Below are 22,803 nucleotides of genomic sequence, written 5' to 3' on the forward strand. Positions count from 1 at the left end.
CAGCGAAACCATGACCGCAACCGGGGCAGAACCGAGGCAGGAGGGCTCCCTGCTCCTCGACGACCAGCTCTGCTTCGCCCTCTACGCGGCCTCGCGGGCGGTCACGGCACGCTATCGGCCACTGCTGGACGAGCTCGGGCTCACCTACCCGCAGTACCTGGTCATGCTCGTGCTCTGGGAACAGGACTCGGTGTCCGTACGCGACCTGGGAACCGCGCTCCAGCTGGAATCCAGCACCCTCTCCCCCCTCCTCAAGCGCCTGGAGGCGCACGGCCTGCTCCGCCGCGAGCGCCGCGCGGAGGACGAGCGTTCCGTCGCCATTCGTCTCACCGAGACCGGCGCGCGCCTGCGGGAACGGGCCCGTACCGTGCCCGTGGCCATCGGCGACGCCATGGGCCTGACCCGCGAACAGGACGCCACGGCCAAGCAGTTGCTCCGCCTGCTCACCGCCAACGTCTCCGAGGACTGACATCCGCGGGTACCGGCTCGCCGGTCCCTCAAATGGCGGCCCCTGGTTGACAGGCAGAGGATGGAGTGACGGCCCGCGAGAGTGCCGGCCGCGGCCAGAGCGGAGGAAAGCACGATGATCGAGATCAAGACGGTCGAAAAGCCGGATGAGCGGCGTGATTTCCCCAGGGGCCACCTCGAAGCCGTCCACCTCACCGGGCTGGACTTCGCCGTGGCGACCTTCGAGCCCGGCTGGCGCTGGTCCGAGTCCGTGGCTCCGATCGCGGGGACCGAGAGCTGCCAGGTCCATCACAACGGCTATGTCGTCCAGGGACGGCTCCGCGTCCGCATGGACGACGGCGCCGAGAGCGAGGTCGGCCCCGGCGATGTCTTCGTGGTCCCGCCCGGGCATGACGCCTGGGTCGTGGGGGACGAAGCCGTGATCGCGTACGACTTCGCCGGTGGTATGGCTCAGGAGTACGCGAAGGCGAAGGGCTGACTGCGCGCGCGACGCAGGTCGCGGATCAGTCGCGTACGAGGTGGATTACTGACTTCGGCGTTATAGCGTCTGGGGCTTTGCCGGGTCTGGTGACAGGGTTCGTCGTGGCTGGTAGCCCGGAAGTATGCGGTATCCAGACGGGGGCGGGCTGACCGCCGATCAGCGCACGCGCCGCGAAGAGGTACGCCTGCGGGCCGCTGACCTCTTCGATGAGGACGTGAAAGTACCGTGCATCGCCCGGGAGTTACGGGTGAGCGAGAAGTCGGTCTACCAGTGGCGCCGCGCCTGGGAGGCCGGCGGGCGGGAAGCGCTGTGCTCCAAGGGGCCCCCGGGCTACGACTGCCGGCTCGGCCCCCGCCTGCAGGCTGAACTCGCCGCCTGGCTGGAAGAAGGGCCGGCCTCGCACGGCTGGACGGACGACCAGGTGTGGACCGCCGCTCGGGTACGCACGCTGATCGGGCGGAAGTTCCACATCTCCTACAGCGTCTCCGTGTCACCCGGCTGCTGCACCGGATGGGCTTCAGCGTGCAGATGCCCGCCCGGCCCGCCGCCGAACGTGACGAGGACGCCATCACCGCATGGCGGGAGGTGACCTGGCAGGAGGTAAAACCCTCCGGGCGGCGACCGGCGCGTTCGTCTGCTTCGAGGACGAAGCGGGCGTGACCGGCCGTCCGCCCAAGGGCCGCACCTGGGGCCGGCGCGGCATCACCCCGACGGTGCGCGTTTCCGGCCGTGGCCGTGGACGGCTGTCGGTGGCCGGGCTGCTGTGCTACCGGCCCGGCCTGCCCGCCCGCCTGTGCTACCGGCTGCGCCGGCATACCGGCCGCAAGGGCGAGCGCCGCTCGCTCGGCGAGAGGGACTACATCCGTCTGCTGGATGGCGCCCACCACCTGCTGAAGGCCCCGCTGATCGTGGTGTGGGACCGGCTGAGCACCCACATCTCCAAGGCGATGCAGACGCTCGTGGCCGAGCGGGACTGGCTGTCAGTGGTCCTGCTGCCCGGGTATGCGCCCGACCTCAATCCAGTCGAGGGCATGTGGGCACATATCAAAAGGAGCCTGGCCAACCTGGCCGCCCGCACCCTCGGCGAGCTGGAGACTCTGCTCCGCAGACGGCTCAAGACGCTGCAGTACCGGCACCGCGTCCTCGGCGGATTCCTCGCCGGGACGGGCCTCACTCTCGACAGACCGGACCGACCCTGAAAACGCCGAAGTCAGTAACCCACGGACAGCCGAAGCGTCGAGCTCCGGGCTACGCCCAGGTCACTCCTCACTGTCAGCCGTGGAATGTTGTGGTCTCCCTCAGCGTGGCACGCTCAGTGATGATGTGGTTTACCGGTGCGGCGTCGTCGGCGTATCCGAACGAGATCCCGACGAGCAGTTTTCCTGTGGTGACGCCGAGTTCGGCGCGTACCTCGTCGGCGTAGAAGCTCAGCAGTCCCTGCGGGCAGCTGGCCACGCCATACGCGGTCATCGCCAGAAGTAGCGTCTGCATGTAGGCGCCGACGTCGGCAGCCAGCCGCGCGTTGTCCTGTTCGGCGACGAAGAGGAACGCGACATGCGGTGCACCGTAGAACCCCAGGCTCTTGGCGTCATATGCCGCGCGCGCCGCATGGTCGTCAAAGCCGATGCCCAGTGTCCCGTAGAGCTGGCCGCCGAAGGCGACCCGCCGCTCCTGCTGCACCGGCGAGTAAAGGTCATCGCTGTACGGGAAGTCGACCGACACGCGCCGTGCGGCGTGGGCCTCCTGAAGGGACGCCGCCAGACGGTCGCGCGACGCGCCACTGACGACCTCCACCCGCCACGGCTGCGCGTTGGAGTTGGACGGCGCCGCTCCAGCCAGCGAGAACATCGTGTGCATCGTTTCTTTGGGCACGGGCTCGGGCCGGAAAGCCCGCGTCGCACGTCGGGCACGGATCAGCTTCTCCGCGTAGCTGCTCAGCTCGGTGTGGTCGGACCAACTCATGGGACTCCTCATCGATGTAAACGTGTCCGTTTACTTGAGGTGAGATAGTAGCCCCGCGCCCCGAGTAAAGTAAACGCGACCGTATGCTTCCTTCATGGGCACGATGGGTGACACGACGCGGCGAGGAGGGCGAGGCGCAAGGGAACGCATCCTGGCAGCCGCCGCCCGACTGTTCGCGGATCAAGGGATCGCTGGGACCGGCATGGAGCAGGTCGCAGAGGCGGCACCGGTGTCCAAGCGGACCCTCTACGCCCACTTCCGCTCCAGGGACGAACTGGCGATTGCCTACCTGCAGGCGCTGGCCTCGTCGGGGAACACCATGGAGGGTGTGCTGATCCGTGAGGACCTCAGCCCTCGCGAGCGGATTCTTCGCTTGTTCGATCAACCCACCCCGGACACGCCTTCGGTGCGAGGGTGCCCCTTCATCGACGCAGCGGCAGAGTTCCCCGATCCGAAGAATCCGATCCACGCCTACGCCCGCGAACAGAAGCTCCGGATGGTGCAGTTGGTCACCGATCTGGTGACGGAACTGGGCTGCAGTGAACCCGCCGCACTCGCCGAGCAACTGGTGACCCTCGCGGACGGAGCAGCCAGCCGTGCCATGGTGCTGAACCAGGCGGACTACGGCCAGCACGCGCGCGCGGCCGCGAAGACCCTGTTGGAACAGGCACTCACGCCTCCCTCAAGACGCTGACTTGCCAACGAAGACGAACGCCGCCTGCGGCCAAAGCCAGGCCAGGTGCGTAGGGCTCCGTGGCGGCCGCTTCCTGCTCCGACTACGTCATTCGGGATCAACCACCGCGTCCGCCTCGGCCGCGACGACTACGTCCGCGTCGGTACTGTCGACTACTCAGACCCTAAAACGCCGAAATCAGTAGTCACGTACGTCTCTGGCCATCACGTTACGCAGGCGGATGCAGGGGATTACGTACGTCCCTGGCCGTCGCGTTGCGCAGGCGGATGCCGCTGAACCCCAGCGTGCTGGTGGTCACGGCGTCCCAGAACGACCAGAGGTTGTCGAGTACGCGCAGCTGGATTCCGGCGTCCCGGTGGAGCCGGAGCAAGTCGCCGACCGGCTCGGGCGGGCCGAGCGGTTCGACGGGCTCGCTCGCCACGACGGCGTGCGGTACCGGTTCGCCGAACGGCCGGAAGGCGTCGGCGGAGAACCGGTAGGCGAACAGCCGAACGCTCAGGAACCGTTCCATCCAGCCGTACTCGATGGCGTGCACGCGCTCGCCGCCGCCCGGACCGAGGATGCGTTCCCGGTCGGCCGCCGAGGTGCCCGGCACGGTCCAGGCCATGGCCCGCGGACACTGCCGGGGAAACCAGTAGTCCGGCGCCCGGCCGTGGTCGACGGCCCACACGTAGGCCTCCGGCCGCTGGGCGGTGGCGGCGACGTGCGGACGGAACACGGTGATCGTCGGGTCTTCCGAGAAGTGCAGTACCTCTCCAGGTTGTGGGCGCATGCCCCGGTTCTACCGCAGCGCCACCGCCCGGAGACGGCGTCGCCTCACTCGTTGGGGGCGGCCGCGCTGATGTCGCCCAGCGCGGACTCCGGGTCGCGCTCGATGGCGAGGTCGCCCAGAGCGACGATGCCCACGGGGGTCTTGCCCTCGACGACGGGAAGCCGGCGCAGGGAGTGTTCGCGCATCAACTGGACGGCGCGGCGCACCTCGTCGTCAGGGGTGACGGTGACGAGGTCCGGGCTGCACGCGGACTGCACGGTCGTGTCGGCGGGGTTCTTGTCCTCGGCGAGGACGCGCACCACGAGGTCCCGGTCGGTGACCAGGCCGCGCAGTTCGTCCCCCTCGGCGACCAGCACCGCGCCGATGTCCTCGTCACGCATCCGGTGCGCGACCTCGCTGACCGCGGTGCGCGTGCCCACCGCGACGGGGGCACTCGTCATGATCTCGCGGACTTTCTGAGCCATCACTGTCCTCCGATGAACGGGCGGCGACCTCCCCAGCCGCCGCTGGACCGTCCCAGTACCCGCAGGATGTGGCTCCAAGCACGCTCCCGTGCCATGTCATCGGCCGGTTTCCGCGTCGGAGCGGGCGCGCCAGCCGTGCCGGCGTCGTACGGAGATGACGATCACCGGTCCGCCTGGGGGCCGTTGACGATACTGGGCGTATTTCTGCGCCAGCAGTTCGATCGCGGCGGCGTACTCGTCCTGCGCGTCCTTGCACTCGTCCTGCGCGTCCGTTTCCGATGCGTCCGGCGGTACGACCCGGGCGGTGCCGTCCACCCGCACCCACCACAGCTGGTCCCAGTCCTCGTCGTACGCGTCCACCAGCAGGCAGACCTCCGGGTGGACGGCGATGTTGTCCAGGCGCTTCACGCGGCCCGGCCGTTTCGGCTTCCAGTCGATGGCGGTGACGATCTCGTCGCCGCGCAGGGCGAACACGAGCGGCACCAGGTGCGGTCGCCCCTCGGCGTCCGAGGTCGCCAGTCGTGCCACTCGGGCCTCGCCGAACCTCCGCCGCGCCTCGGCCTCGTCCATGACCGGCATGAGGATCCTCCGTCCGCCTGTGTCTGCATCTGTCCGCGTCGGTGTCCGTCCATGGTCGCGCGGTTTCCGGTTCTGTCCGAGCCGGGGGCACGTCCGACGCGGGAACGGGGCGGCCTTAAGGTCGAGGTGGACGTACCTGACCTGAGGAGAAGCACCGCTCGTGCCCGACGCACCGATCTACGACCAACTGATCTCCGAACGCGGCGACATTCCGCTCCAGGTCCGCAGCGAGGCTCGCCGGCTCCAGAGCGAACTCGGCTGGATCGCCGAGGCGGAACCCTCGCCCGCCGGCCGGCCACCCCGCTCCCCCACTGCTCCGGCCCCGGTTCCGGCTCCCAACTCCCGTCCTCAGCCGCCCGGTTCACAGTCCGGCCAGGGGGCTGGTTCGCAGCCAGGTTCACAGCCCGGTCCGGGGTCTGGTTCGCAGTCGGGTTCCCAGCCCGATTCGCAGCAGGGCTGGTTCGCCTGACGGGGGTCCGGCACCGGCTTCAGCACCTGGGTACGCCCTGGGCGTCAGACGGTGGGTGTCAGACGCGCAGCCACTCCGTCACCACGACCTCCTCGTCGGTCCGCAGTCGCAGGGCGAACGGGCCGGTGAGGACCCCTTCGCAGAGGAAGCGGCCCATCTCGTCGGCCGTCACCGTGGTGGCCGCCGCCGGCTGCGCGGTGCCCAGGATCTCGATGCGGGCAGGCTGCGGCGGCAGCAGCTGGCCCGTCATCCCCTCGACGGTCACCTCTACGTCGACGGTGAGGGCGGACGTGCTGAAGGTCAGCATCCTGGGCACGTCCGCGCCCCGGACCGGGGCGGCGTCGACGACCGAGTCGAACGTCAACTCGGCGAGCTCTGCGTCCATATCGCGAAGGGCGTGCAGGGCGTAGGCCTCGACGGCGATATGCCGCAGTTCGGCGGGCACCGGGTCCAGGATGGCGGCGGCCTGGCGCAGCGCATCCTCGAGTGCGTCGTCAGCGGCGGCTTCATCGAAGCCGTCGAAGGTGTCGTTGCCCTCGTTGTCGTTCACAGCACCCCCCGGGCGACAAGACGCGCGCGCAGGCGGCGCAGGCAGCGCTGGCGCAGGGGGCCGATGCTGCCCACGGCGATGCCCAGCGCGGCGGCCACCTCCTGGTAGCTGGGCGGCGGGGAGGCCATCAGCACGCGGAGCAACTCCCGGCAGCGGTCGCCCAGTTCCTCGAACTCCTGCCACATCCGGCGGATGCGTTCCGCCTCCGCGGCGGCTTCCTCGGACTCGATCAGCGTCTGTTCGGGCGTACGGTCCTCACTGATCCGGTCGAGCACCCGGGCATCGTCCGTGGGAGTCAGCCGCCGGGTGCTCTTGATGACCTTCAGGCACTCGTGCCGCGCGGTGCTCGCGAGCCAGGAGCCGGCCTTGTGCGGTTCGCGGATCCGCCCGAGGTGCTGGGCGAAGCGGAACCAGGCCGTCTGGTACACCTCGTGCCCGTCGGCGTCGGAGAGCCGGTGGGCGCGTACGACGGACCACACCAGCGGGCTCAACCCGTCCACCAGCGCTTTCCAGGCCGCCGCGTCCCCGTCGGCGGCGGACTGGACGAGCGCACCGACAGCATCACGATCCACGGCCTCACCCCTCGTATACGGCAAGTCATCGTACGCCGCGGAGTGGGAGATTCCGACCGTGATCCGGGACAAGGGCACCGTGCCCGAGCAGGAGGTCATGCCGTCGCGGAGGGGGTGGCGACCGGGACGGGACTCCAGGTCGGCGGGCGCAACGCGGGCACCATGGCGCCGCGTACCTCCGCGTGGTCGCGGTTCGCCGACAGCAGTTGCCGCCGGGCGGCCCGGGGGTCGTTCTCCTTGTGGGCCGTCATATGGGCGGCGATCATCGCGGCGGTCACCGGGGTGGCGAACGAGGTTCCGCTCCACTGCGCGAGCCCCTCGAACATGACCTGCTCCGGCTTGGCGGGCGTCGGTTGCTGCTCCTCGCTCAACACGCCGATGTGCTGGGGGTGTTGGCACGTACAAGCGTAGACGAAGCCGTGCCGACAGGCGTCGAAGGTGGAGTGCTGGTACACGTACGGAACAGGGGCGTCGAAGCCGGTGAGCGAACTGGTCAGCCGCTCCCCCGGCGCGTAGATCTTCACCCAGGGGCCGTGGTTGCTGAAGCAGGCGCCGAACTCGCCGTCGCCGCGCAGCGCCCCGACCGACAGCACCACGTCCTCGTAGCCGGGGACGTCGGCGTAGGCGGCGGGCCAGAAGGGGGTGGCGCTGGCGTTGTTGCCTGCCGCCGCGACCAGGAGCGTACGGGGCTGGTCGCGCAGTTCCTCCATGAAGCGCTCCAGGCCGAGCAGGCCGTCGGTACTGCCGTTCGACGTGCCGGCGGAGAGGCTGATGAGGTCGGGCCAGCCGTCCTGGTCGACGGCCTCGAAGAGCTTGTCGCCGAACTCGGACTCCAGGATGGCGCCGACGTCGCCGAGGGTCCCCCGTACCGTGATGTCGGTGTTGGGCGCGACCGCCGCGACGAGGCCCGCGATGAACGTGCCGTGGCCGACGTACTGCTTGAGGAAGCCCTGCTCGTCGGTCTCGGCGAGCGCCCCGTCGCCCTGGGTGTGCGCCAGGAGGGGGTACGACCGGTAGTCGCGCATCAGTCCGGTGTCGATCACCAGGACGCCGACGGCGGTCTCCGGGACGTACGCGATTTCCGCCGGCGCCGGGTTGGCGGTGACGGTGGGCCGGCCGGGCACGGGTTCATCGCCGGGGCAGGCGTTGACCGCGATCGTCACGACGTGGTTGCGGCTCACCAGGCGGCGTTCGGCCCGGCCCTCCGCCTCGCGCATGGCCCGCAACGCCCCCGCGACGGCGCGGTCGCCCGATCCCGATCGGATGCCTGGTGCCGGGTCGCCCACCTGGATACGGGTGATGCCCGACCGGTTCGTCTCCGGACCGGCCCTGCGGACGGCGTCCGCGGTCAGGCCCGGGATGTCCGCGGACCGTGCCCGCAGGGTGTCCTCGACGATCCGTGCGTCCTCGCCGTCACGGGCCAGGACGACCCCCTGCTCGTAGAAGAACTCGGCGGAGTCGTCCGGCCCCATCACCAGGGGGACGTCCGGCATCGCGCGCCGGACCTGGTCGAACTGCTCCTGGAATCGCTGTGGTGCCATGGCGTGTCCCTCCCCGTTGGTCAACGCGTCGTCAATCAGAGCCTTGCGATGGGTGATTGATACAGCAGCGGTGATGAACGATCGGCAGCGGCGACGGCCGAATCGGCGTCACACCTGTCTGCCGCACTGCCCGCGCCCCTAGCATCCTTTGAGTGACAGGTGGAAGCGACCCGATTTTCGAGCTGCTCCCGATGGTGTTCGCCCGCCCGGGCGACGCGCTGGCGAGAGCTGAGGCGGTGCTCGACAGCGATCCCTCGCCGTTGCACGGCTCTGTCGCCCATCACGTGATCGGTATGTGGCAGCGGGACTTCGGTGATCTGCGGGTCGCGCTGCGACATCTGCGGCGGGCACGTGATCTCGCGGCACGGTCGGGTTCGGCCGACCGGGAGGCGGATGTCCTCGGCACGCTCGGGGTGGCGCTGGTCCATGACGGTCGTACGCGGCAGGGGCTGGCCGCGCTCGAGCGGGGCGTGGCGCGGGGTACGGGGCATACCCGCGCCCGGGTCCTGTACCGGCGGGCGTATGTGTGGTGGGTGCTGGGGCACCATCGTGAGGCGCTGGACGATGTGCGCCGGGCGACGCCCGTGCTGCGCCAGGTCGGCGATGTGATCTGGACGGCGCGCGCCCTCACGCTGCGGGCCACCGTGCATCTGGCGCTGGGTGCGGTGGAGCGGGCGGAGGCCGACTTCACGGCGGCGGAGCGGCTGTGGGACACCACCGGCCAGGAGCACGACAAGGCCGATGTCGTGGAGAGCCGGGCGCTGGCCGCTTTCCGCTCTGGCGACATTCCCGCGGCGCTGCGGCTGTTCGACGAGGCCGAGGAGCGGTACGCGAAGCTCGGCACCCCGCAGTTCGTGTTCCACATCCGGCGCTGCGAGGTGCTGATGGCGGCCGGGCTCGCGCCCGAGGCGCTGGCGGAGGCCGACACGGCGGTCCGGGTGCTCGACCGTATCGGCGGGCAGACCACCCGCAAGGCGGAGCTGCTGCTGGCCGCGGCCCGTGCCGCCCGGCTCGCGGACGATCCGCACACCGCGATGGCCCGGGCGGCCGATGCCGTACGCCTCTTCGCGGGCCAGCAGCGCGCCTGGTGGGAGACGCACGCCCAACTGGTGCTGATCGAGGCGCGGTTGGCGGCCGGGCGTGCCTCGGGGCGGATGGTCGCCGATGCCGCGGCCGTGGCCGGGCGGCTGGCGGACTGCGGCTCGCCGGCCGCGCCCGAGGCGTCACTGCTCGCGGGGCGGATCGCGCTGCGCCTGGGCCGGCGGGCCGAGGCCGAGCGGCATCTGAGTGTGGCCGCGCGCAGCCGGCGCAGCGGGCCGCCGCTGGCGCGGATGACGGGCTGGGCCGCGCAGGCGCTGCGGGCCGAGGCCGCCGGTTCCAGCCGCGGCGTACTGGAGGCCTGCCGGCGTGGGCTCGATGTGCTCGACGACCACCGGATGACGCTCGGTGCCTCCGAGTTGCGCGCCCGGGCGAGCGCGCAGGGCGCCGAGCTCGCCGCGATGGCGCAGCGGGCCAGCCTGGTCTCCGGTGGGCCGCGGCGGCTGCTGGTGTGGAGCGAGCGCTGGCGGGCCACGGTGCTGTCGGCTCCGCCCACGCGCCCGCCCGCCGATCCGGCCCTGCTGCGGAATCTCACCGCCTTCCGGGAGATCGCCGCCCGGGCGGAGGAGGCCCGTGTCGACGGGCGTCCGGTGCCGACACTGGAACGTGAACAGCGGCGGCTGGAGCGGGAGATACGGTCCCGGACGCTGCGGATGCGCGGTGAAGTGCCGGGCGACGGGCATCGGTTCGATCCCGGGAGGCTGCTGGAGCGGCTGGGCGGCGGACAGTTGGTGGAGATCGCCGAGCTCGGCGGCCGGGTTCAGGTACTGCTCTGTGGCGAGGGCCGCGTACGGCGTTTTGAGGGCGGGGCGCTCGCGGATGCGCTGGCCGAGGCCGAGCATGTGCAGGCCGGGCTGCGGCGGCTTGCCCATCCCGGGGCGGAGGGTCGGCTGCCGGTGGTGGAGGCCGCGGGGCGGCGGCTGGAGGAACTGCTGCTGGGCGCGGCCGTCCCCCACTTGGGCCCAGGACCGCTCGTTGTGGTGCCGCCGGCCAGGCTGCACCGTGTGCCCTGGGCGCTGTTGCCCTCGCTTCGCGAGCGTGTGGTGAGTGTTTCGCCGTCGGCGAGCAGTTGGCTGCGGGCCGTGGAGACCGAGCCGCCGCCGGACGGAGGGCATGTGCTGGTCCGCGGTCCCGGCCTCGCGACCGGCGGTGCGGAGGTGCCCGAACTCGCCGGCCGCTACGGCGACACGACCGTGCTGGAGGGTGACGAGGCGCGGGTGCCGCGTGTGCTGGACTCGCTCGACGGCGCTGTGCTCGCGCATATCGCCGCGCACGGTACGTTCCGCGCGGACAGCCCTCTTTTCTCCTCGTTGCGGATGGCCGACGGCCCGCTCATCGTGCACGACTTCGAACGCCTCCGCCGCAGTCCGTACCGCATCATCCTGTCCAGCTGCGAAACCGCCCGCCTCGCCTCTGTTGGCGCCGATGAGGTACTCGGCCTGGTCACGGCCCTGCTTCCGCTGGGCACGGCGGGCGTCGTGGCGAGCGGTGTCCCGGTCAACGACGCCACGGTGGTGCCGTTGATGCTGGCCCTGCACAAGGGCCTGAGCTCCGGCCTCTCCTTGGCCGAGGCTCTGCGTGACGCGCGCGCCGCGCTGCCGGGTGACGCGGTGCATCAGGCGACCGGGTGGGCGTTCACGGCGTTCGGAGCAGCCTGAAGCACATCGCGCGGGCTTGCGCGGGCGGGCAGTTGGGGCGCTCGGCCTGCGGATCGGAGCGCACTGCGTCACGCCGACCGTGCGTCCGGCATTGCCCCTCCCTCCGGGTCGTCTACGAGCCGGGGCAGGGAGCCGCGGTCGGTCGCGCCGAGTCGGGTGTAGGCGCTGTGGAGGTGGTTGCCGACCGTGCGGATCGACAGGGTCAGCTGCTCCGCTATCTCGCGGTTGCTTAAGCCGGCGGCGGCGAGGGTGACGATCTGCCGTTGGCGGGCCGTGAGCTCGCCCAGGACCAGGCCGGACAGTGCCGGGGTGCGGGCTCCCTGGCAACGCCGGGCCAGAGTGACGGCGCGCGTACGCGACATGCGGGCGGCACGCGGGTCGTCGTGCGCCGACGCGGCCTGCGCGTGTGCTTCGGCGGCGAAGAGCAGGAAGCCGCGCTGTTCGAGGCGTTCGGCGGCTCGGTCCAGGGCCGGGCCGTCACCGCGGGCGAGGGCGTCCGCGTGCGGGGACAGAAGGGCCGCGGGTTCGCCGGGAAGCTGGGCCAACCGGTCCGCGACCAGGGCGGGTTCGCCCAGGCGCACCGCGTCGTACAGGGCGTAGGCGTCGTAGAGGGCGCTGGTGTCGTCGAGGGCGCAGACGTCGTCCCCCGTGAGGGACTCCAGTGCTCCGGCGATGTCACCTCGGGCGGCCCTCAGCCAGGTGTCCGCCCGGCCGGACGTTGGACGCGCCGCCAGTATGTCGCGCGCGGCCGCCGTCGTCGTGTTGCCCAACTGCGCCTCCGCCAAGGCCAGTTCGGCACGGCAGCCCAGGTCGTCCGGAACCGCCCGCATGCCTTCCCGCGCCCACGCCACGGCCTCGCGCAGCTCCCCGCGCAGCCGTGCGTACCGGGCGCGTACCACCGCGTACCCGGCGGGGACCGCGCTGTCCGGGCCCGCGCCCTCCCCGGCCAGCCAGTCCCCGATCGGCGTCGGCACGTCCCGTACGTCTGCCTGCTTGATCCGCCGCGCCAGAGTGGCGCCCTCCGAATCGAGGGCCGGGCCGCACCGGGACGGTGTACGGGCCAGTCGCCTGGCGCGCAGTTGTCCGGCCTCGGAGCGGAGTACCGGGCCGTGGAGAGGGTGTGCGAGGCGGACCGAGGAGTGGCCGTCTATGGCCACCAGTCCTTGCGCTTCGAGGAGTTCGAGGACCCGTAGGTCCAGCTCGGCGACGTCGAGTGGCAGTGGTTCGCTGAAGGCGAGCCGTTCGAGGACCGCCCGTTCGTCCGGGTGGGTCCTCTCCAGGGCCTGCGCGGTCCGTTCGCGAAGGGTCGCGGTCACCGGTACCGGGCCCCGCCAGGCCCACGCGTCGGGCCCCCGGGTCAGCGGTCCGCGCTCGCGCAGCGCGCCGAGCAAGGCGCGCAGTAGTCGCAGATCTCCTTGGCACAGCCGGTGCAGCCGGTTCACGGTGAGCGGCTCCGCCGCGGCGCCGGCGCCCGCTGTCACGAGCTGTGCCAGGTCCTCACGCGGAAGCGGCGCGAGGGCGAGGCGCGGCAGCAGCTCTCCGGTCCACAGCCGGGAGATCGCGCCGGGGACCGGTTCGCCGTCCGCCGCCACGACGATCAGACGCGTACGCCCGTGCACGGCCAGCTGGTGGACCAGCGCGGCCGACGCGTCGTCCAGCAGATGCGCGTCGTCGACGATCAACAGGCGGACGTTCGCGAGGAGTTGGACGGCACGGTGCAGGGAGACCGTCTCCGGCAGCAGGTGCGCGAACGCGGCGAAGGGCAGCTGCCGGGTCCCCGGCGTCCCCGTCACCTTCGCGCAGCCGGTGTCGCGGACGGCCTCGGTGACGAGCCGGGTCTTGCCGCAGCCCGCGGGGCCCGTCACCACGATGCCGCGCCGTCCGGCGGACAGTGACCTGCGGATCAAGTCCAGTTCGGCTTCGCGTCCGGTGAACGGCCAGGGCAGTTCCAGGGTCTTCGCGTCCCGTTCGTAAGTCATCACGTACAACAAGAGCCGGGCTACTCATCCCTGATACAGGGTGACTTGAGTAGCCCTCGACTCAGGCGCCGGGCAGGCGGCAGGCGGCATCCTGTGCGCAGACCGCAGGCCATGTTCCGGCACCCGGGGGAGCGGTCGAGGACGTCGCCTTCATGGGGGAGGGCGACGTCCTCGACCACGCCCGTCCGTGGAGCCGGCCGCCACGCCTCTCAGCGGCTCAGCCGGTCGAAGCGGAAGGGCGCGAGGGCCTCGGGCCGTCGGCCGGTGCGGATGTACTCGGCGAGCCGGCGCCCGGTGGCGGGGCCGAGCGTGACGCCGAGCATGCCGTGGCCGGTGGCCGCGAAGGCGTTGTGGTGGCCGGGGACGCGGTCGATGACCGGGAGCCCGTCGGGGAGGAACGGCCGCCCGCCGACCCAGGGGTCGCGGATCAGGCCGACCAGGTCGTCCGGGTCGTCGAACCAGCGGCCCAGGTAGTGCCGGCTGGCGAGGGCGACGGCGACGATACGGCGCCAGTCGAGCCGGTTGTTGTTGCCGCTCAGCTCCATCGTGCCGCCGATCCGCGTGGTGCCGCCGATCGGTGAGGCGACGGCCCTGCGCTCGCCGAAGTACAGCGTGTGCCGGGGCGCCCGGTCCAGCTCCACCGAGAAGCTGTAGCCCTTGCCCGCCTGGAGCGGCAGCGGCTGTCCCAGTGAGCGCAGCAGGTGCGGCGAGCGCATCCCGGCCGCGACGACGACGGCCGCACAGGGAATCTCGCCCTGCGTGGTCCGCAGCGCGGCGATGCGCCCCGCGGTCGACCGGAACCCGGTGGCCTCCGCGTTCTCGTGGACCTTGACCCCCGCGTCGGCCAGCGCCTCCCCCAGCCCCTGGGCGAACGCCTCCGGATCGACCACGCCTTCCCCCTCGACGAGGTACGCGGCGCGCACCCCGGGCGACAGCGCGTCGTCCAGCAGATGTGCCTCGGGTCCGGTGGTGACGTCGTCGGGCATCGGGTAGCGGCCGTCCGCCATCTGCCGCTGGACCGCGAGATGGTGGCGGGCCTCGGTCGGCGACAGGAAGGCGTGCACCATGCCGGGCCGGGTCAGCGTCGTGGCGACGCCGTTCTCGCGCAGACCGTCGAAGAGGTCGAAGGTGTCTCGGTTCAGCTCGGCGATCGCCGCGTAACCGCGCCGGAAGGCGGCCGGTGTGCTGCTGCGCCAGAACCGCCACAGCCACCGTACGAACGCCGGATCCGGCAGGGGCCGCAGATAGAGCGGCGAGTCGGGCTGTCCCAGCGAACGCAGGGCGTAGCGCACCACTCCGGGCGCCGGGACGGGTGTGGAGTGGCTGAGGCAGACCCATCCCGCGTTGCCCCGGGAGGCCCCGGAGCCCAGTCCCCGCCGCTCGACGACCTCCACCGGAAGACCGGCCGCGGCCAGGTAGTACGCCGTGCACAGTCCGACCACGCCGCCCCCGACGACCACGACGGGGCTGTCGCCGAGCGGGCCCGCCGTGCCGGGTGCACCGGTCATGACGTGGGTCCGTACGAGGCGAGGAACTCCCGGGTCCGGGCGCGGGCCGGGTTGTCGATGACGTCCTCGGGCCTGCCCTCCTCCACGATCCGGCCGCCGTCGACGAAGACGACGTGGTCGGACACCTCGCGGGCGAACGGCAGTTCATGGGTGACCAGCAGCATCGTCATGCCGTCCGCGGCGAGTTCCCGCATCACGCTGAGCACCTCGCGGGTGGCCTCGGGGTCCAGGGAGGACGTGGGTTCGTCGAAGAGCAGTACCTCCGGCTTGAGGGCGAGGGCCCGCGCGATGGCGACGCGCTGCTGCTCACCGCCGGAGAGCTGCTCGGGCTGGGCGAGGCCGCGGTGGGCCACCCCGACCCGGCGCAGCAGCGTGACGGCCCGCTCCAGCGCCTCCTGTTCGGGGACGCCCGCCTTGCGCTGCGCCAGGACGACGTTCTCCACGGCGGTGAGATGAGGGAACAGGTTGAACCGCTGGAAGACCATGCCGACCGTACGACGCAGCCGGGGCAGGTCGCGGCAGACCATCTTGCCGCCGTTGTGCACCACTTCACCGGCGACCTCGACCGTGCCGCCGTCCGGCCTTTCGAGGAGGTTGACGCAGCGCATCAGGGTCGTCTTGCCGCCGCCGCTCTGTCCGATGACGCTGACGATCCGGCCGCGGTCGACCTCCAGGTTCACGTTGTCGAGGACGAGACGGCCGTCGAAGGACTTGCTGAGGCCCTGGATTCGTACGACGGCCTCGGTGGTGGCGGCCGGTGCGACGGTCTTCGCTGTGGTGACGGGCTCGGTCATACCGTCGCCTCCTTCCGGTCGGCCTTGCGGTCGGTGCCGGCCGAGAGGTCGGCCGCGAGCAGTGCGCGGGCGGCCCGCATCCGGCGCCGCCGCCACGGGGACAGGGGGACGCCCGCGCGTACCTTCCGCTCCAGCAGCAGGAGGAGCTGGGAGAGCGGGTAGCAGAGGGCGAAGTAGATGGCCGAGATGACCAGGTACACCTCCAGCGCGCGGAAGGTGGACGAGGTGATCAGCCGCCCCTCTGACATCAGTTCGGCGGCGGAGATGGTGACCAGCAGCGAGGTGGACTTCAGCAGGTCGACGAGGAAGGTGTTGGTGCCGGGCAGTGCCTGCCGGACGGCCTGCGGCAGGATCACCTGGCCGAAGATGCCTGCCCTGCCGATCCCCAGCGCCTCCCCCGCCTCCGTCTGTCCGGCGTGCACCCCGCTGATCGCGGAGCGGAAGATCTCGGACAGGTAGGCGGCGTAGAAGACGATGAGGCTGACGCAGCCGGCCGTGAACACGTCCAGCTTGAGCCCGGCCGAGGCCAGTCCGAAGTAGGCCAGGAAGATGATGGCCAGGAGCGGGATGTTCTTGAAGACCTCGGTGTAGACGGCGGCGACGGCGCGCGCGGCCCACACCTTGCTCAGCCTGAGCAGAGCCACCGCCAGGCCGAGCAGTACGGCGCCGACGAAGCTCACAACGGTGTAGGAGATGGTGCGCCAGAGTGCGTCGACGAGGTCGGACTGGTAGTCGGACCAAGGGACTTGGAAGAGACCGGACATGTCAGCCCCTCACTTCGCGATGGACGGGGGCGTCCAGTCGTCGGGCCGGTCCACACCTTGGCGCGCGGGGGCGACAGCGGCGTCGGGCGTGAGGAACTGCTCCGGGTCGCCGCCGTACTTCTCGACGAGCTTCTCCATCTCGCCGTTCTCGTACATGGCGTCGATCTGCTCGGAGATCGCCTGTTCCAGCTTGGTGGCCTTCTTGGGGAGGTAGAAGCCGGTCTGGTACGGCTGGAAGTACTCGTACGCGGGCTTCGCCTTCACCTGCTCGGCGGTCGGCGGCGTCATGTACTGGGTCTCGATCTTCAGCTCCGGCCGTTCCTTCTGCGCCGCGATGATGATCAGCGGGTCGAGGAAGCCGACGTCGACGCGGCCCGCGCCGAGGTCGTCGAAGACGCCGTTGGCGTCGGGGTAGGCGTGCAGCTTGGCGTCGGGCACGGCCTGGATCGACTTGACCCAGACATAGCCCTCGACGGTGCCCAGTTCCAGGCCTTTCAGGTCGTCGACCGTCTTGTACGTCTTGCCGTTTCTGACGGCCATCGCCGGGGGCGAGTAGTACGGCGGATCGGTGAACAGCCCCTGCTTCTGCCGCTCTTCGGACCAGGCGACGCCGCCGATGGTGATGTCCACCCGGCGGGACTGCACTCCGGCGAGCATGCCGGCGAAGTCCGTCACCTCGGGCTCGACCTTCAAGCCCAGCTTGTCCGCCGCGTAGTTGAGGATGTCGCCGTCCAGCCCGACGATCTTGTCGCCCTGGACGCTGGTGTAGGGGGCGTACGGCTGGACGGCCACCTTGAGCACGCCCGGCGTGAGGGTGCCGAGCGCGGCGGTCTTCGCGGACACGTTGGCCGGTTCGTCGTCGCTGTCCGAGCCGCAGGCTGCGGTGGCCGAAAGCAGGAGTGTCGCGGACAAAGCGGCGACGAGTGAGCGCACACGGGTCATCGGCATGGCCTTCCCATTTGGCACTGAAGGGTCCGCCGTTCACCTCGCTGTGCCCCGGCGGGGGGTGTGACAGGGCCCATACGCTATGGACCGGCTCGCGGTACGTCACCGGTCACTTCGTCTGAACTTATGGCCGAAATCGCTCGATGCACTGTACGGTGCGTCCAATCCGGGCAGCGGCCCCGCGGCGGGAGGAGCCTTGATGCTGAGCCCGTCACTCGCGCAGGAGATCGCCGGGGACACCTCCGCGGTCATCGGCTTCAACGTGCTGATCACCGACGCGGAGGGCACGGTCATCGGCAGCGGCGACCGAAGCCGGGTCGGCAGCTTTCACGAGGCGTCCGTCGAGGTGATCCGTACGAAGGAGCCCGCCACGCACAACGCCTCGCAGGCTCTCCAACTGCGGGGAGTACGCCCCGGAGTCACCCTGCCGCTGGTCACGGACGGGCAGGCGGTGGGCACGGTCGGGATCACGGGTACGCCCGCCCAGGTACGCCGCTTCGGACTCCTGGTGAAACGCCAGACGGAGATTCTGCTGCGGGAGTCGGTGATGCTGCGCTCCCGGCTGCTCGCCGAGCGGGCGGCCGAGAAACTGCTCGCCGACATCGCCTCGTACGACCCTCATGTCGTGGAAGGCGAGTTCCTGCTGTTCCGGGCCGCCGAGCTGGGTTTCGACCTGCGGCTTCGGCGGGTGGCGGTGGCGTTCGAGGTGACCGTGCCCGATGCGGGCGCCCGCCGCCAGGGGGCGCCGACGCGGGACATGGCGCTGATCCGCTCGGAACTGCTCCGCACGGTGCGCGAGGTCTTCGCCGACCCCCAGGACATCGTCGCCACCACGGCGCCCGGCTGGATCGGCGTACTGCACCGGCTGCCGGCCCGCCGTCCGCTGACGTCGCTGGTCGGCGACTGCCGCCGGGTCACCGACGTCATCGCCGCCCAGGACGGCCTCGCCGCCCGCGCCGGAATCGGCGAACCCGCCTCGTCGGTCGGCGACTTGCACGACTCGTACCAGGACGCCTGCGACGCGCTCCGCCTCGGTGCCCGAGTGGCGGGAGACTCCCCCGTCCACCTGATCACCGACCTCCGCGTCCACCAGGTCCTGGCCGCAGTGGGCCAGCCCGCCCGCAACCGCCTGCTGGCCCTCACCGCCGCGGACCTGCGCACCCAGCCGGACTGGCCGGTACTCCGCGACACGATCACCGCCTGGTGCGAGAGCGGCTTCAACCTCGTACGGGCCTCGGCGGCCCTGCACATCCACCGCAACACCGTTGTCTACCGCATGAACAAGATCGAGCAGATCACCGGTCGTCCGCTGCGTGAGCACCGGACGACCATGGCTTTGTACCTGGCGTGCCTGGCCGACCAGTTGGGCAGCGGAGTACACCGTGCAGGCGATTCCTAGGTCCGCAGCTCGGCGAGGCGATCGAGGTCGTCCTGGACCGACTCCCGCTCCTGCGCGCCTATTTGGGCCACGACCGCGTCGGCCTCGGCGAGTGCGGATGCCGCAGTCTCTCCGTCACTCAGGCGCCCGGCGACATCCACACGCAGTACGAGGAGGCGCAACCGCTGCACGGGCGTGGGGCGCTCGTCCTCGAGACCCAACACCCGGTCGATGACCTTCGCGGCGGCAGCCGGATCCTCCTTCGAGTCCGCGAGGAGTGACGCGTGATGCAGGGCCCGCGCGAAGGTCTCCTTGGGCGCGGGCCGGTGGTGCTGGTCCTCACTTGTCGGCTGCCCGATCCGGATGCAGTTGCCGCCCGGGTCGGTCATGAGGAACTGCCGCATGCCGTACGACATGTCCTTCAGCGCCCCGATGCGCGGCAGCCCGCGGGTCGGGATCTTCCCGTACGCCGCCTTGAGTCCGGTCCGGAAGGACTCGTGCAGCCCGTCGACGTCATCGGTCAGTACGTAGCACGTGCTGTACGACTCGGTCGGCTCGTACCGCTTCAGGCCGAAGAACTGCAGCTCGATGCCGCCGCGCTCGACGACCGCGTACGGATTGGGGCTCGTCTGCTGGAAGGTCACCTCGAATCCGAGGGCGGTGTAGAAGTCGAGAACGGGCTGGATGGTCCGGCACGGCAGGATCGGAATGGTCTTCTCAGCCATACCCACCACTCTAGTCAAAGTTGAATAGAAGTGGGGAGATTATCTCGGTGCATTGATGACGCAGTTGATCGCGGAGGCGACGTCTTCAGCGACATGGGTGGGCCGGTACGAGTCCTGGGTCCACGGTCGGCCGCCCGACACCCACACGCTGCGCAGACCGAGCAGGTTCGCGCCCGCGATGTCGGCGTGCGGTGAATCTCCGATCATCCAAGCGCCGACGAGGGATCCTTCGACGCCGGCCGCCGCCGCTCTGAAGATCTCCGGCCCGGGTTTTTTGTACCCGACTTCCTCGGAGACGGCCCAGCCGTGGACGAGTTGGTCGAGTCCGGTGTTGCGGATCTTCGCTTCTTGCTGCCTGGTACGGCCGTTTGTGACGATGACACAGGTCCAGCCGTCGGCCAGCGCCATCCCCAGGGCCTCGCGTGAGGACTTCGTCAGCACGACGCGGTCCGCGGCGCCGTTGTCGAGCAGGGCGCGGATGGCGGCGCCGGGTACCAAAGTCCCGTATCGGTCGGCCATGGCCGCCGCGACGTCCTGTCGGGCGGTATAGCCGCCGGCGTCGAGGGTCATCACCCACGTGAGATCGGAATCAGGCAGGTCGTGATCGGCCAGGAATACCTGGACAGCGAGACGGAAGGCCGCATCACGGTCGACCAGAGTGTTGTCGAGGTCGAGCATCAGCAGCGGCATGATCGGCAGTAGATCACGAGAGCGCCCGTCATTCATCTGGAATCCTCCGTGGATACCCCGCCTTCGGGCCGGGGAGGAAACGGACTCCTGCGGAGCAGGGCAGGGAAGAACCGTATCGCCCTCCTGGGCGGGTCGGCGTCCGTCACCAGTCACCAGTCACCAGTCACCAGTCACCAGCAGGTAGTCACAAGATGTTGTGCTAGTTTGTGAGACATGCCCACTCACGTGAAGCGGGCCTTCAAGTACCGCTTCTATCCGACCGATGCGCAGGCAGCCGAGCTGTCGCGCACCTTCGGATGCGTGCGCAAGGTCTACAACATGGCCCTCGCCGCCCGCACCGAGGCCTGGGCCAGGCAGGAACGGGTCAACTACAACCAGACCTCGGCCCTGCTGACGGCATGGAAGAAGACCGAGGAACTGGCCTACCTCAACGAGGTCTCCTCCGTCCCGCTGCAGCAGGCACTGCGACACCTGCAGAACGCCTTCACGAACTTCTTCGCCAAACGCGCCAAGTACCCCCGCTTCAAGGCGAAGAAGACCTCCCGCGCGAGCGCGGAGTACACCTCCTCCGCCTTCCGGTTCCGCGACGGCCGGCTGACACTGGCGAAGATGGCCGACCCGCTGGACATCGTCTGGTCGCGCCCCCTGCCCGAGGGGGCGGTGCCGACCACAGTGACCGTCAGCCGGGACAGCGCCGGACGCTGGTTCGTCTCCCTGCTGTGCGAGGACCCGCGCGTGAAGCCGCTCGCGGCCACCGATACGGCCGTGGGTATCGATGTCGGCCTGGACCACCTGCTGACCCTCTCCACCGGAGAGAAGATCGCCAACCCCCGGCACGAGCGCCGCGACCGCGAGCGCCTGGCCAAGGCCCAGCGGGAGCTGTCCCGCAAGGCCAAGGGCGAGGGCGCCAACCGGCGCAAGGCCCGCCAGAAGGTCGCCAAGATCCACGCCCGGATCGCCGACCGCAGGCGCGATGTGCTGCACAAGCTGACCACTCGACTCGTGCGTGAAAACCAAGCGCTCGTGATCGAGGACCTGACCGTACGCACCATGGTCAAGAACAGGAGCCTGGCCCGCTCCATCAGTGATGCCGCGTGGGCCCAGTTCCGGAGCATGCTGGAGTACAAGGCCGACTGGTACGGGCGGGAAGTCATCGCGGTGGACCGCTTCTTCCCCTCCTCCAAGCTGTGCTCCGCCTGCGGCAGCCTCGCTGAGGCGATGCCGCTGGGCGTCCGTACCTGGACGTGCGGCAGTTGCGGCACGGCCCATGACCGGGACGTGAACGCGGCGAACAACCTTCTGGCCGCCGGGCTGGCGGTGTCTGTCTGTGGAGCCGGTGTAAGACCTCAACGGAGAACTCCGGGCGGGCAGTCGGCGATGAAGCAGAAAACCCCACGGCGCGAGCCGTAGGAATCCCCCTCGTTCACGAGGGGGAGGAAGTCAAGCCTGCTTCTCCTGCCGGAAAAGCACGAGGTGCTCGTGATAGAGCACGCCGCCGCGGATGTCGCCCGTCGCCGTGAACCCGGTGTCGTCGACGTAGTCCAGGTGGCTGCCGGTCACCGTGTACCGGCCGGTGTACGCGCTGCGCCGGTCGCCGCGGGCTTCGTCGTAGCGGCCGTCGGGGCGCAGCTCCTGGCGTATGTGACCGTCCGCGGTCACCCACATCCCGACCACGTCGACGCTGTCGTCGTCAGCGGTCCTGGCCATGGCGAACTCCTCTCGTCCGTCGGTGCGGTTCTGTCCTGCGCCACCGAGTCTGGGCAGGTCGGCGACCATCAACCAGGACGAGTGCTGCCTGGGTGCGGCACACCCAGGCAGCACGCCGATCCGCCGCCTAGCCTGAGGCCATGGCTGACAACCACTTGGGAGACTTCCTTCGCGCGCGGCGGGCGGGCCTGCAGCCGGAGGACGTCGGCATGGCGAGCTACGGGGTCCGGCGCGTCACCGGACTACGCCGTGAGGAGGTCGCCGTCCTCGCCGGGGTGAACGCCGACTACTACACCCGCCTGGAACAGGGCCGCGAACGCCACCCCTCCCCCCAAGTGCTGGACGCCCTCAGCCGCGCACTGCGCCTCGATACGGACGCTCGCGCCCACCTGTTCCGGCTGGCCGGGACCATCTCGAGCGACCAGCCGTCCGTCCACGCCCCCGACAGGGTCGGTCCGGCGCTGCGCCAGCTGATGGACGGATACCCGAACACTCCGGCGTTCGTGATCAACCCGACGCTGGACATCATCGCCGCGAACGCCCTGACCGACGCCCTGTACTCCCCCTTCGAGCCGGCGGACAACCTGGCCCGGATGGCGTTCCTCGATCCCGCGCATCGCACCTTCTACCCGGACTGGAACGCGACAGCCCAGGCCACCGTGGCCAATCTGCGCCAGGCAGCAGGACTCGACCCGGACAACCCCCGGCTACGCGAACTCGTCCGCACCCTCACCGAGCACAGCGCGGACTTCACCCGCCTGTGGAACGCCCACACCGTGCGCGGCAAGACCCAGGACGCCAAGCATTTCCTCCACCCGGACGTCGGCCAACTCACCCTCACGTACCAGGCGTTCGACGTACGCGATGCTCCAGGCCAACAACTCGTCATCTACCACGCCGAACCAGGCAGCCCCAGTGCCCAGGCCCTGGACCTCCTCGGCTCCCTCCACGCCACCCGCCACCAGGCGGAGCACCGTCGCCACGGCTAGGCACGGGCGGCGCTGA

General features: G+C 70.4%; 23 protein-coding genes and 1 pseudogene. 9 read left to right on the top strand and 15 right to left on the bottom strand.

The genetic code is table 11. The annotated features are described in order from the left end of the window. The first annotated feature begins 10 nt into the window (after positions 1 to 10). The 3 genes and pseudogenes from G6048_RS18645 to G6048_RS52225 all read left to right on the top strand — a co-directional run bounded on the left by G6048_RS18645 (position 11) and on the right by G6048_RS52225 (position 2,148). Positions 11 to 469, top strand: a complete 459-nt coding sequence (locus G6048_RS18645) for a MarR family winged helix-turn-helix transcriptional regulator (protein ID WP_206341758.1) — start codon at positions 11 to 13, stop codon at positions 467 to 469. A gap of 114 nt (positions 470 to 583) precedes the next feature. Then, positions 584 to 946, top strand: coding sequence for a cupin domain-containing protein (locus G6048_RS18650; protein ID WP_165340689.1), 363 nt, complete (start codon positions 584 to 586; stop codon positions 944 to 946). A gap of 124 nt (positions 947 to 1,070) precedes the next feature. Beyond that, a pseudogene (locus G6048_RS52225) lies at positions 1,071 to 2,148 on the top strand (IS630 family transposase). Between the two features lie 73 nt (positions 2,149 to 2,221). Here G6048_RS52225 and G6048_RS18665 read toward each other — a convergent pair. Further along, positions 2,222 to 2,911 carry a nitroreductase gene (locus tag G6048_RS18665; protein ID WP_165340691.1) on the bottom strand — a complete coding sequence of 230 codons (690 nt, stop codon included), beginning with the start codon at positions 2,909 to 2,911 and terminating at the stop codon, positions 2,222 to 2,224. A 94-nt stretch (positions 2,912 to 3,005) separates the two neighbouring features. Here G6048_RS18665 and G6048_RS18670 point away from each other — a divergent pair, with 94 nt between their 5' ends. Next, positions 3,006 to 3,605: a TetR/AcrR family transcriptional regulator gene (locus G6048_RS18670; protein ID WP_165340692.1), complete on the top strand. Its 600-nt coding sequence runs from the start codon at positions 3,006 to 3,008 to the stop codon at positions 3,603 to 3,605. 208 nt (positions 3,606 to 3,813) lie between these two features. Here G6048_RS18670 and G6048_RS18675 read toward each other — a convergent pair whose 3' ends face one another. From G6048_RS18675 to G6048_RS18685, 3 genes are all read right to left on the bottom strand, one after another. Next, on the bottom strand, positions 3,814 to 4,377 hold the full coding sequence (locus tag G6048_RS18675; RefSeq protein WP_165340693.1) for a DUF6886 family protein: 564 nt from the start codon (positions 4,375 to 4,377) through the stop codon (positions 3,814 to 3,816). A gap of 44 nt (positions 4,378 to 4,421) precedes the next feature. After that, positions 4,422 to 4,841, bottom strand: a complete 420-nt coding sequence (locus G6048_RS18680; RefSeq protein WP_165340694.1) for a CBS domain-containing protein — start codon at positions 4,839 to 4,841, stop codon at positions 4,422 to 4,424. A gap of 96 nt (positions 4,842 to 4,937) precedes the next feature. Next, a complete protein-coding gene (locus G6048_RS18685) occupies positions 4,938 to 5,420 on the bottom strand; it encodes a TIGR03668 family PPOX class F420-dependent oxidoreductase (RefSeq protein ID WP_165340695.1) in 483 nt (160 codons plus the stop codon). A 160-nt stretch (positions 5,421 to 5,580) separates the two neighbouring features. Between G6048_RS18685 and G6048_RS18690 the strand changes: the two genes are divergently transcribed. Beyond that, positions 5,581 to 5,889 carry a hypothetical protein gene (locus tag G6048_RS18690; protein WP_206341759.1) on the top strand — a complete coding sequence of 103 codons (309 nt, stop codon included), beginning with the start codon at positions 5,581 to 5,583 and terminating at the stop codon, positions 5,887 to 5,889. Between the two features lie 58 nt (positions 5,890 to 5,947). Here the strand turns inward: G6048_RS18690 and G6048_RS18695 are convergent, their stop codons facing one another. From G6048_RS18695 to G6048_RS18705, 3 genes are all read right to left on the bottom strand, one after another. After that, positions 5,948 to 6,439, bottom strand: coding sequence for a hypothetical protein (locus G6048_RS18695; protein ID WP_165340696.1), 492 nt, complete (start codon positions 6,437 to 6,439; stop codon positions 5,948 to 5,950). Next, complete coding sequence (locus G6048_RS18700; protein ID WP_165340697.1) at positions 6,436 to 7,011, bottom strand: RNA polymerase sigma factor; 576 nt, start codon at positions 7,009 to 7,011, stop codon at positions 6,436 to 6,438. The genes G6048_RS18695 and G6048_RS18700 overlap by 4 nt, the downstream gene beginning before the upstream one ends. 95 nt (positions 7,012 to 7,106) lie before the next feature. Next, positions 7,107 to 8,552, bottom strand: a complete 1,446-nt coding sequence (locus G6048_RS18705; protein ID WP_165340698.1) for a S8/S53 family peptidase — start codon at positions 8,550 to 8,552, stop codon at positions 7,107 to 7,109. A gap of 152 nt (positions 8,553 to 8,704) precedes the next feature. Between G6048_RS18705 and G6048_RS18710 the strand changes: the two genes are divergently transcribed. Then, on the top strand, positions 8,705 to 11,308 hold the full coding sequence (locus G6048_RS18710) for a CHAT domain-containing protein (protein WP_165340699.1): 2,604 nt from the start codon (positions 8,705 to 8,707) through the stop codon (positions 11,306 to 11,308). A gap of 68 nt (positions 11,309 to 11,376) precedes the next feature. Here G6048_RS18710 and G6048_RS18715 read toward each other — a convergent pair whose 3' ends face one another. From G6048_RS18715 to G6048_RS18735, 5 genes are all read right to left on the bottom strand, one after another. Next, complete coding sequence (locus G6048_RS18715) at positions 11,377 to 13,287, bottom strand: LuxR family transcriptional regulator AbsR2 (RefSeq protein WP_165340700.1); 1,911 nt, start codon at positions 13,285 to 13,287, stop codon at positions 11,377 to 11,379. A 209-nt stretch (positions 13,288 to 13,496) separates the two neighbouring features. Next, positions 13,497 to 14,795, bottom strand: a complete 1,299-nt coding sequence (locus G6048_RS18720; protein ID WP_206341761.1) for an NAD(P)/FAD-dependent oxidoreductase — start codon at positions 14,793 to 14,795, stop codon at positions 13,497 to 13,499. Next, positions 14,792 to 15,589 (bottom strand): amino acid ABC transporter ATP-binding protein, encoded by a 798-nt coding sequence (locus G6048_RS18725; RefSeq protein ID WP_165340701.1) that lies wholly within the window; start codon positions 15,587 to 15,589, stop codon positions 14,792 to 14,794. The genes G6048_RS18720 and G6048_RS18725 overlap by 4 nt, the downstream gene beginning before the upstream one ends. Then, on the bottom strand, positions 15,586 to 16,353 hold the full coding sequence (locus G6048_RS18730) for an amino acid ABC transporter permease (RefSeq protein WP_165340702.1): 768 nt from the start codon (positions 16,351 to 16,353) through the stop codon (positions 15,586 to 15,588). Before G6048_RS18730 ends, G6048_RS18725 begins: the two co-directional genes overlap by 4 nt. Positions 16,354 to 16,362: 9 nt before the next feature. Continuing rightward, the gene (locus G6048_RS18735) at positions 16,363 to 17,301 is read right to left on the bottom strand and encodes a substrate-binding periplasmic protein (RefSeq protein ID WP_235990017.1); all 939 of its coding nucleotides are present in this window, start codon (positions 17,299 to 17,301) and stop codon (positions 16,363 to 16,365) included. Between the two features lie 196 nt (positions 17,302 to 17,497). On the opposite strand from G6048_RS18735, the gene G6048_RS18740 reads away from it, so the two are divergent. Continuing rightward, positions 17,498 to 18,697, top strand: a complete 1,200-nt coding sequence (locus G6048_RS18740) for a CdaR family transcriptional regulator (RefSeq protein ID WP_165340703.1) — start codon at positions 17,498 to 17,500, stop codon at positions 18,695 to 18,697. Here the strand turns inward: G6048_RS18740 and G6048_RS18745 are convergent. Beyond that, entirely contained in the window at positions 18,694 to 19,401 is a 708-nt protein-coding gene (locus G6048_RS18745; protein WP_165340704.1) for a bleomycin resistance protein, read from the bottom strand. The genes G6048_RS18740 and G6048_RS18745 overlap by 4 nt on opposite strands. Positions 19,402 to 19,440: 39 nt before the next feature. Continuing rightward, positions 19,441 to 20,127 (bottom strand): HAD family hydrolase, encoded by a 687-nt coding sequence (locus G6048_RS18750; protein WP_235990019.1) that lies wholly within the window; start codon positions 20,125 to 20,127, stop codon positions 19,441 to 19,443. 177 nt (positions 20,128 to 20,304) lie between these two features. Between G6048_RS18750 and G6048_RS18755 the strand changes: the two genes are divergently transcribed. Next, on the top strand, positions 20,305 to 21,501 hold the full coding sequence (locus G6048_RS18755; protein ID WP_165340705.1) for an RNA-guided endonuclease InsQ/TnpB family protein: 1,197 nt from the start codon (positions 20,305 to 20,307) through the stop codon (positions 21,499 to 21,501). 30 nt (positions 21,502 to 21,531) lie between these two features. Here the strand turns inward: G6048_RS18755 and G6048_RS18760 are convergent, their stop codons facing one another. Then, complete coding sequence (locus tag G6048_RS18760; RefSeq protein ID WP_165340706.1) at positions 21,532 to 21,798, bottom strand: Atu4866 domain-containing protein; 267 nt, start codon at positions 21,796 to 21,798, stop codon at positions 21,532 to 21,534. A gap of 140 nt (positions 21,799 to 21,938) precedes the next feature. Between G6048_RS18760 and G6048_RS18765 the strand changes: the two genes are divergently transcribed. After that, the gene (locus G6048_RS18765; RefSeq protein WP_165340707.1) at positions 21,939 to 22,787 is read left to right on the top strand and encodes a helix-turn-helix transcriptional regulator; all 849 of its coding nucleotides are present in this window, start codon (positions 21,939 to 21,941) and stop codon (positions 22,785 to 22,787) included. Positions 22,788 to 22,803 lie beyond the last annotated feature (16 nt).

The sequence above is a fragment of the Streptomyces ureilyticus genome, assembly GCF_011045025.1.
Lineage (GTDB): Bacteria > Actinomycetota > Actinomycetes > Streptomycetales > Streptomycetaceae > Streptomyces > Streptomyces ureilyticus.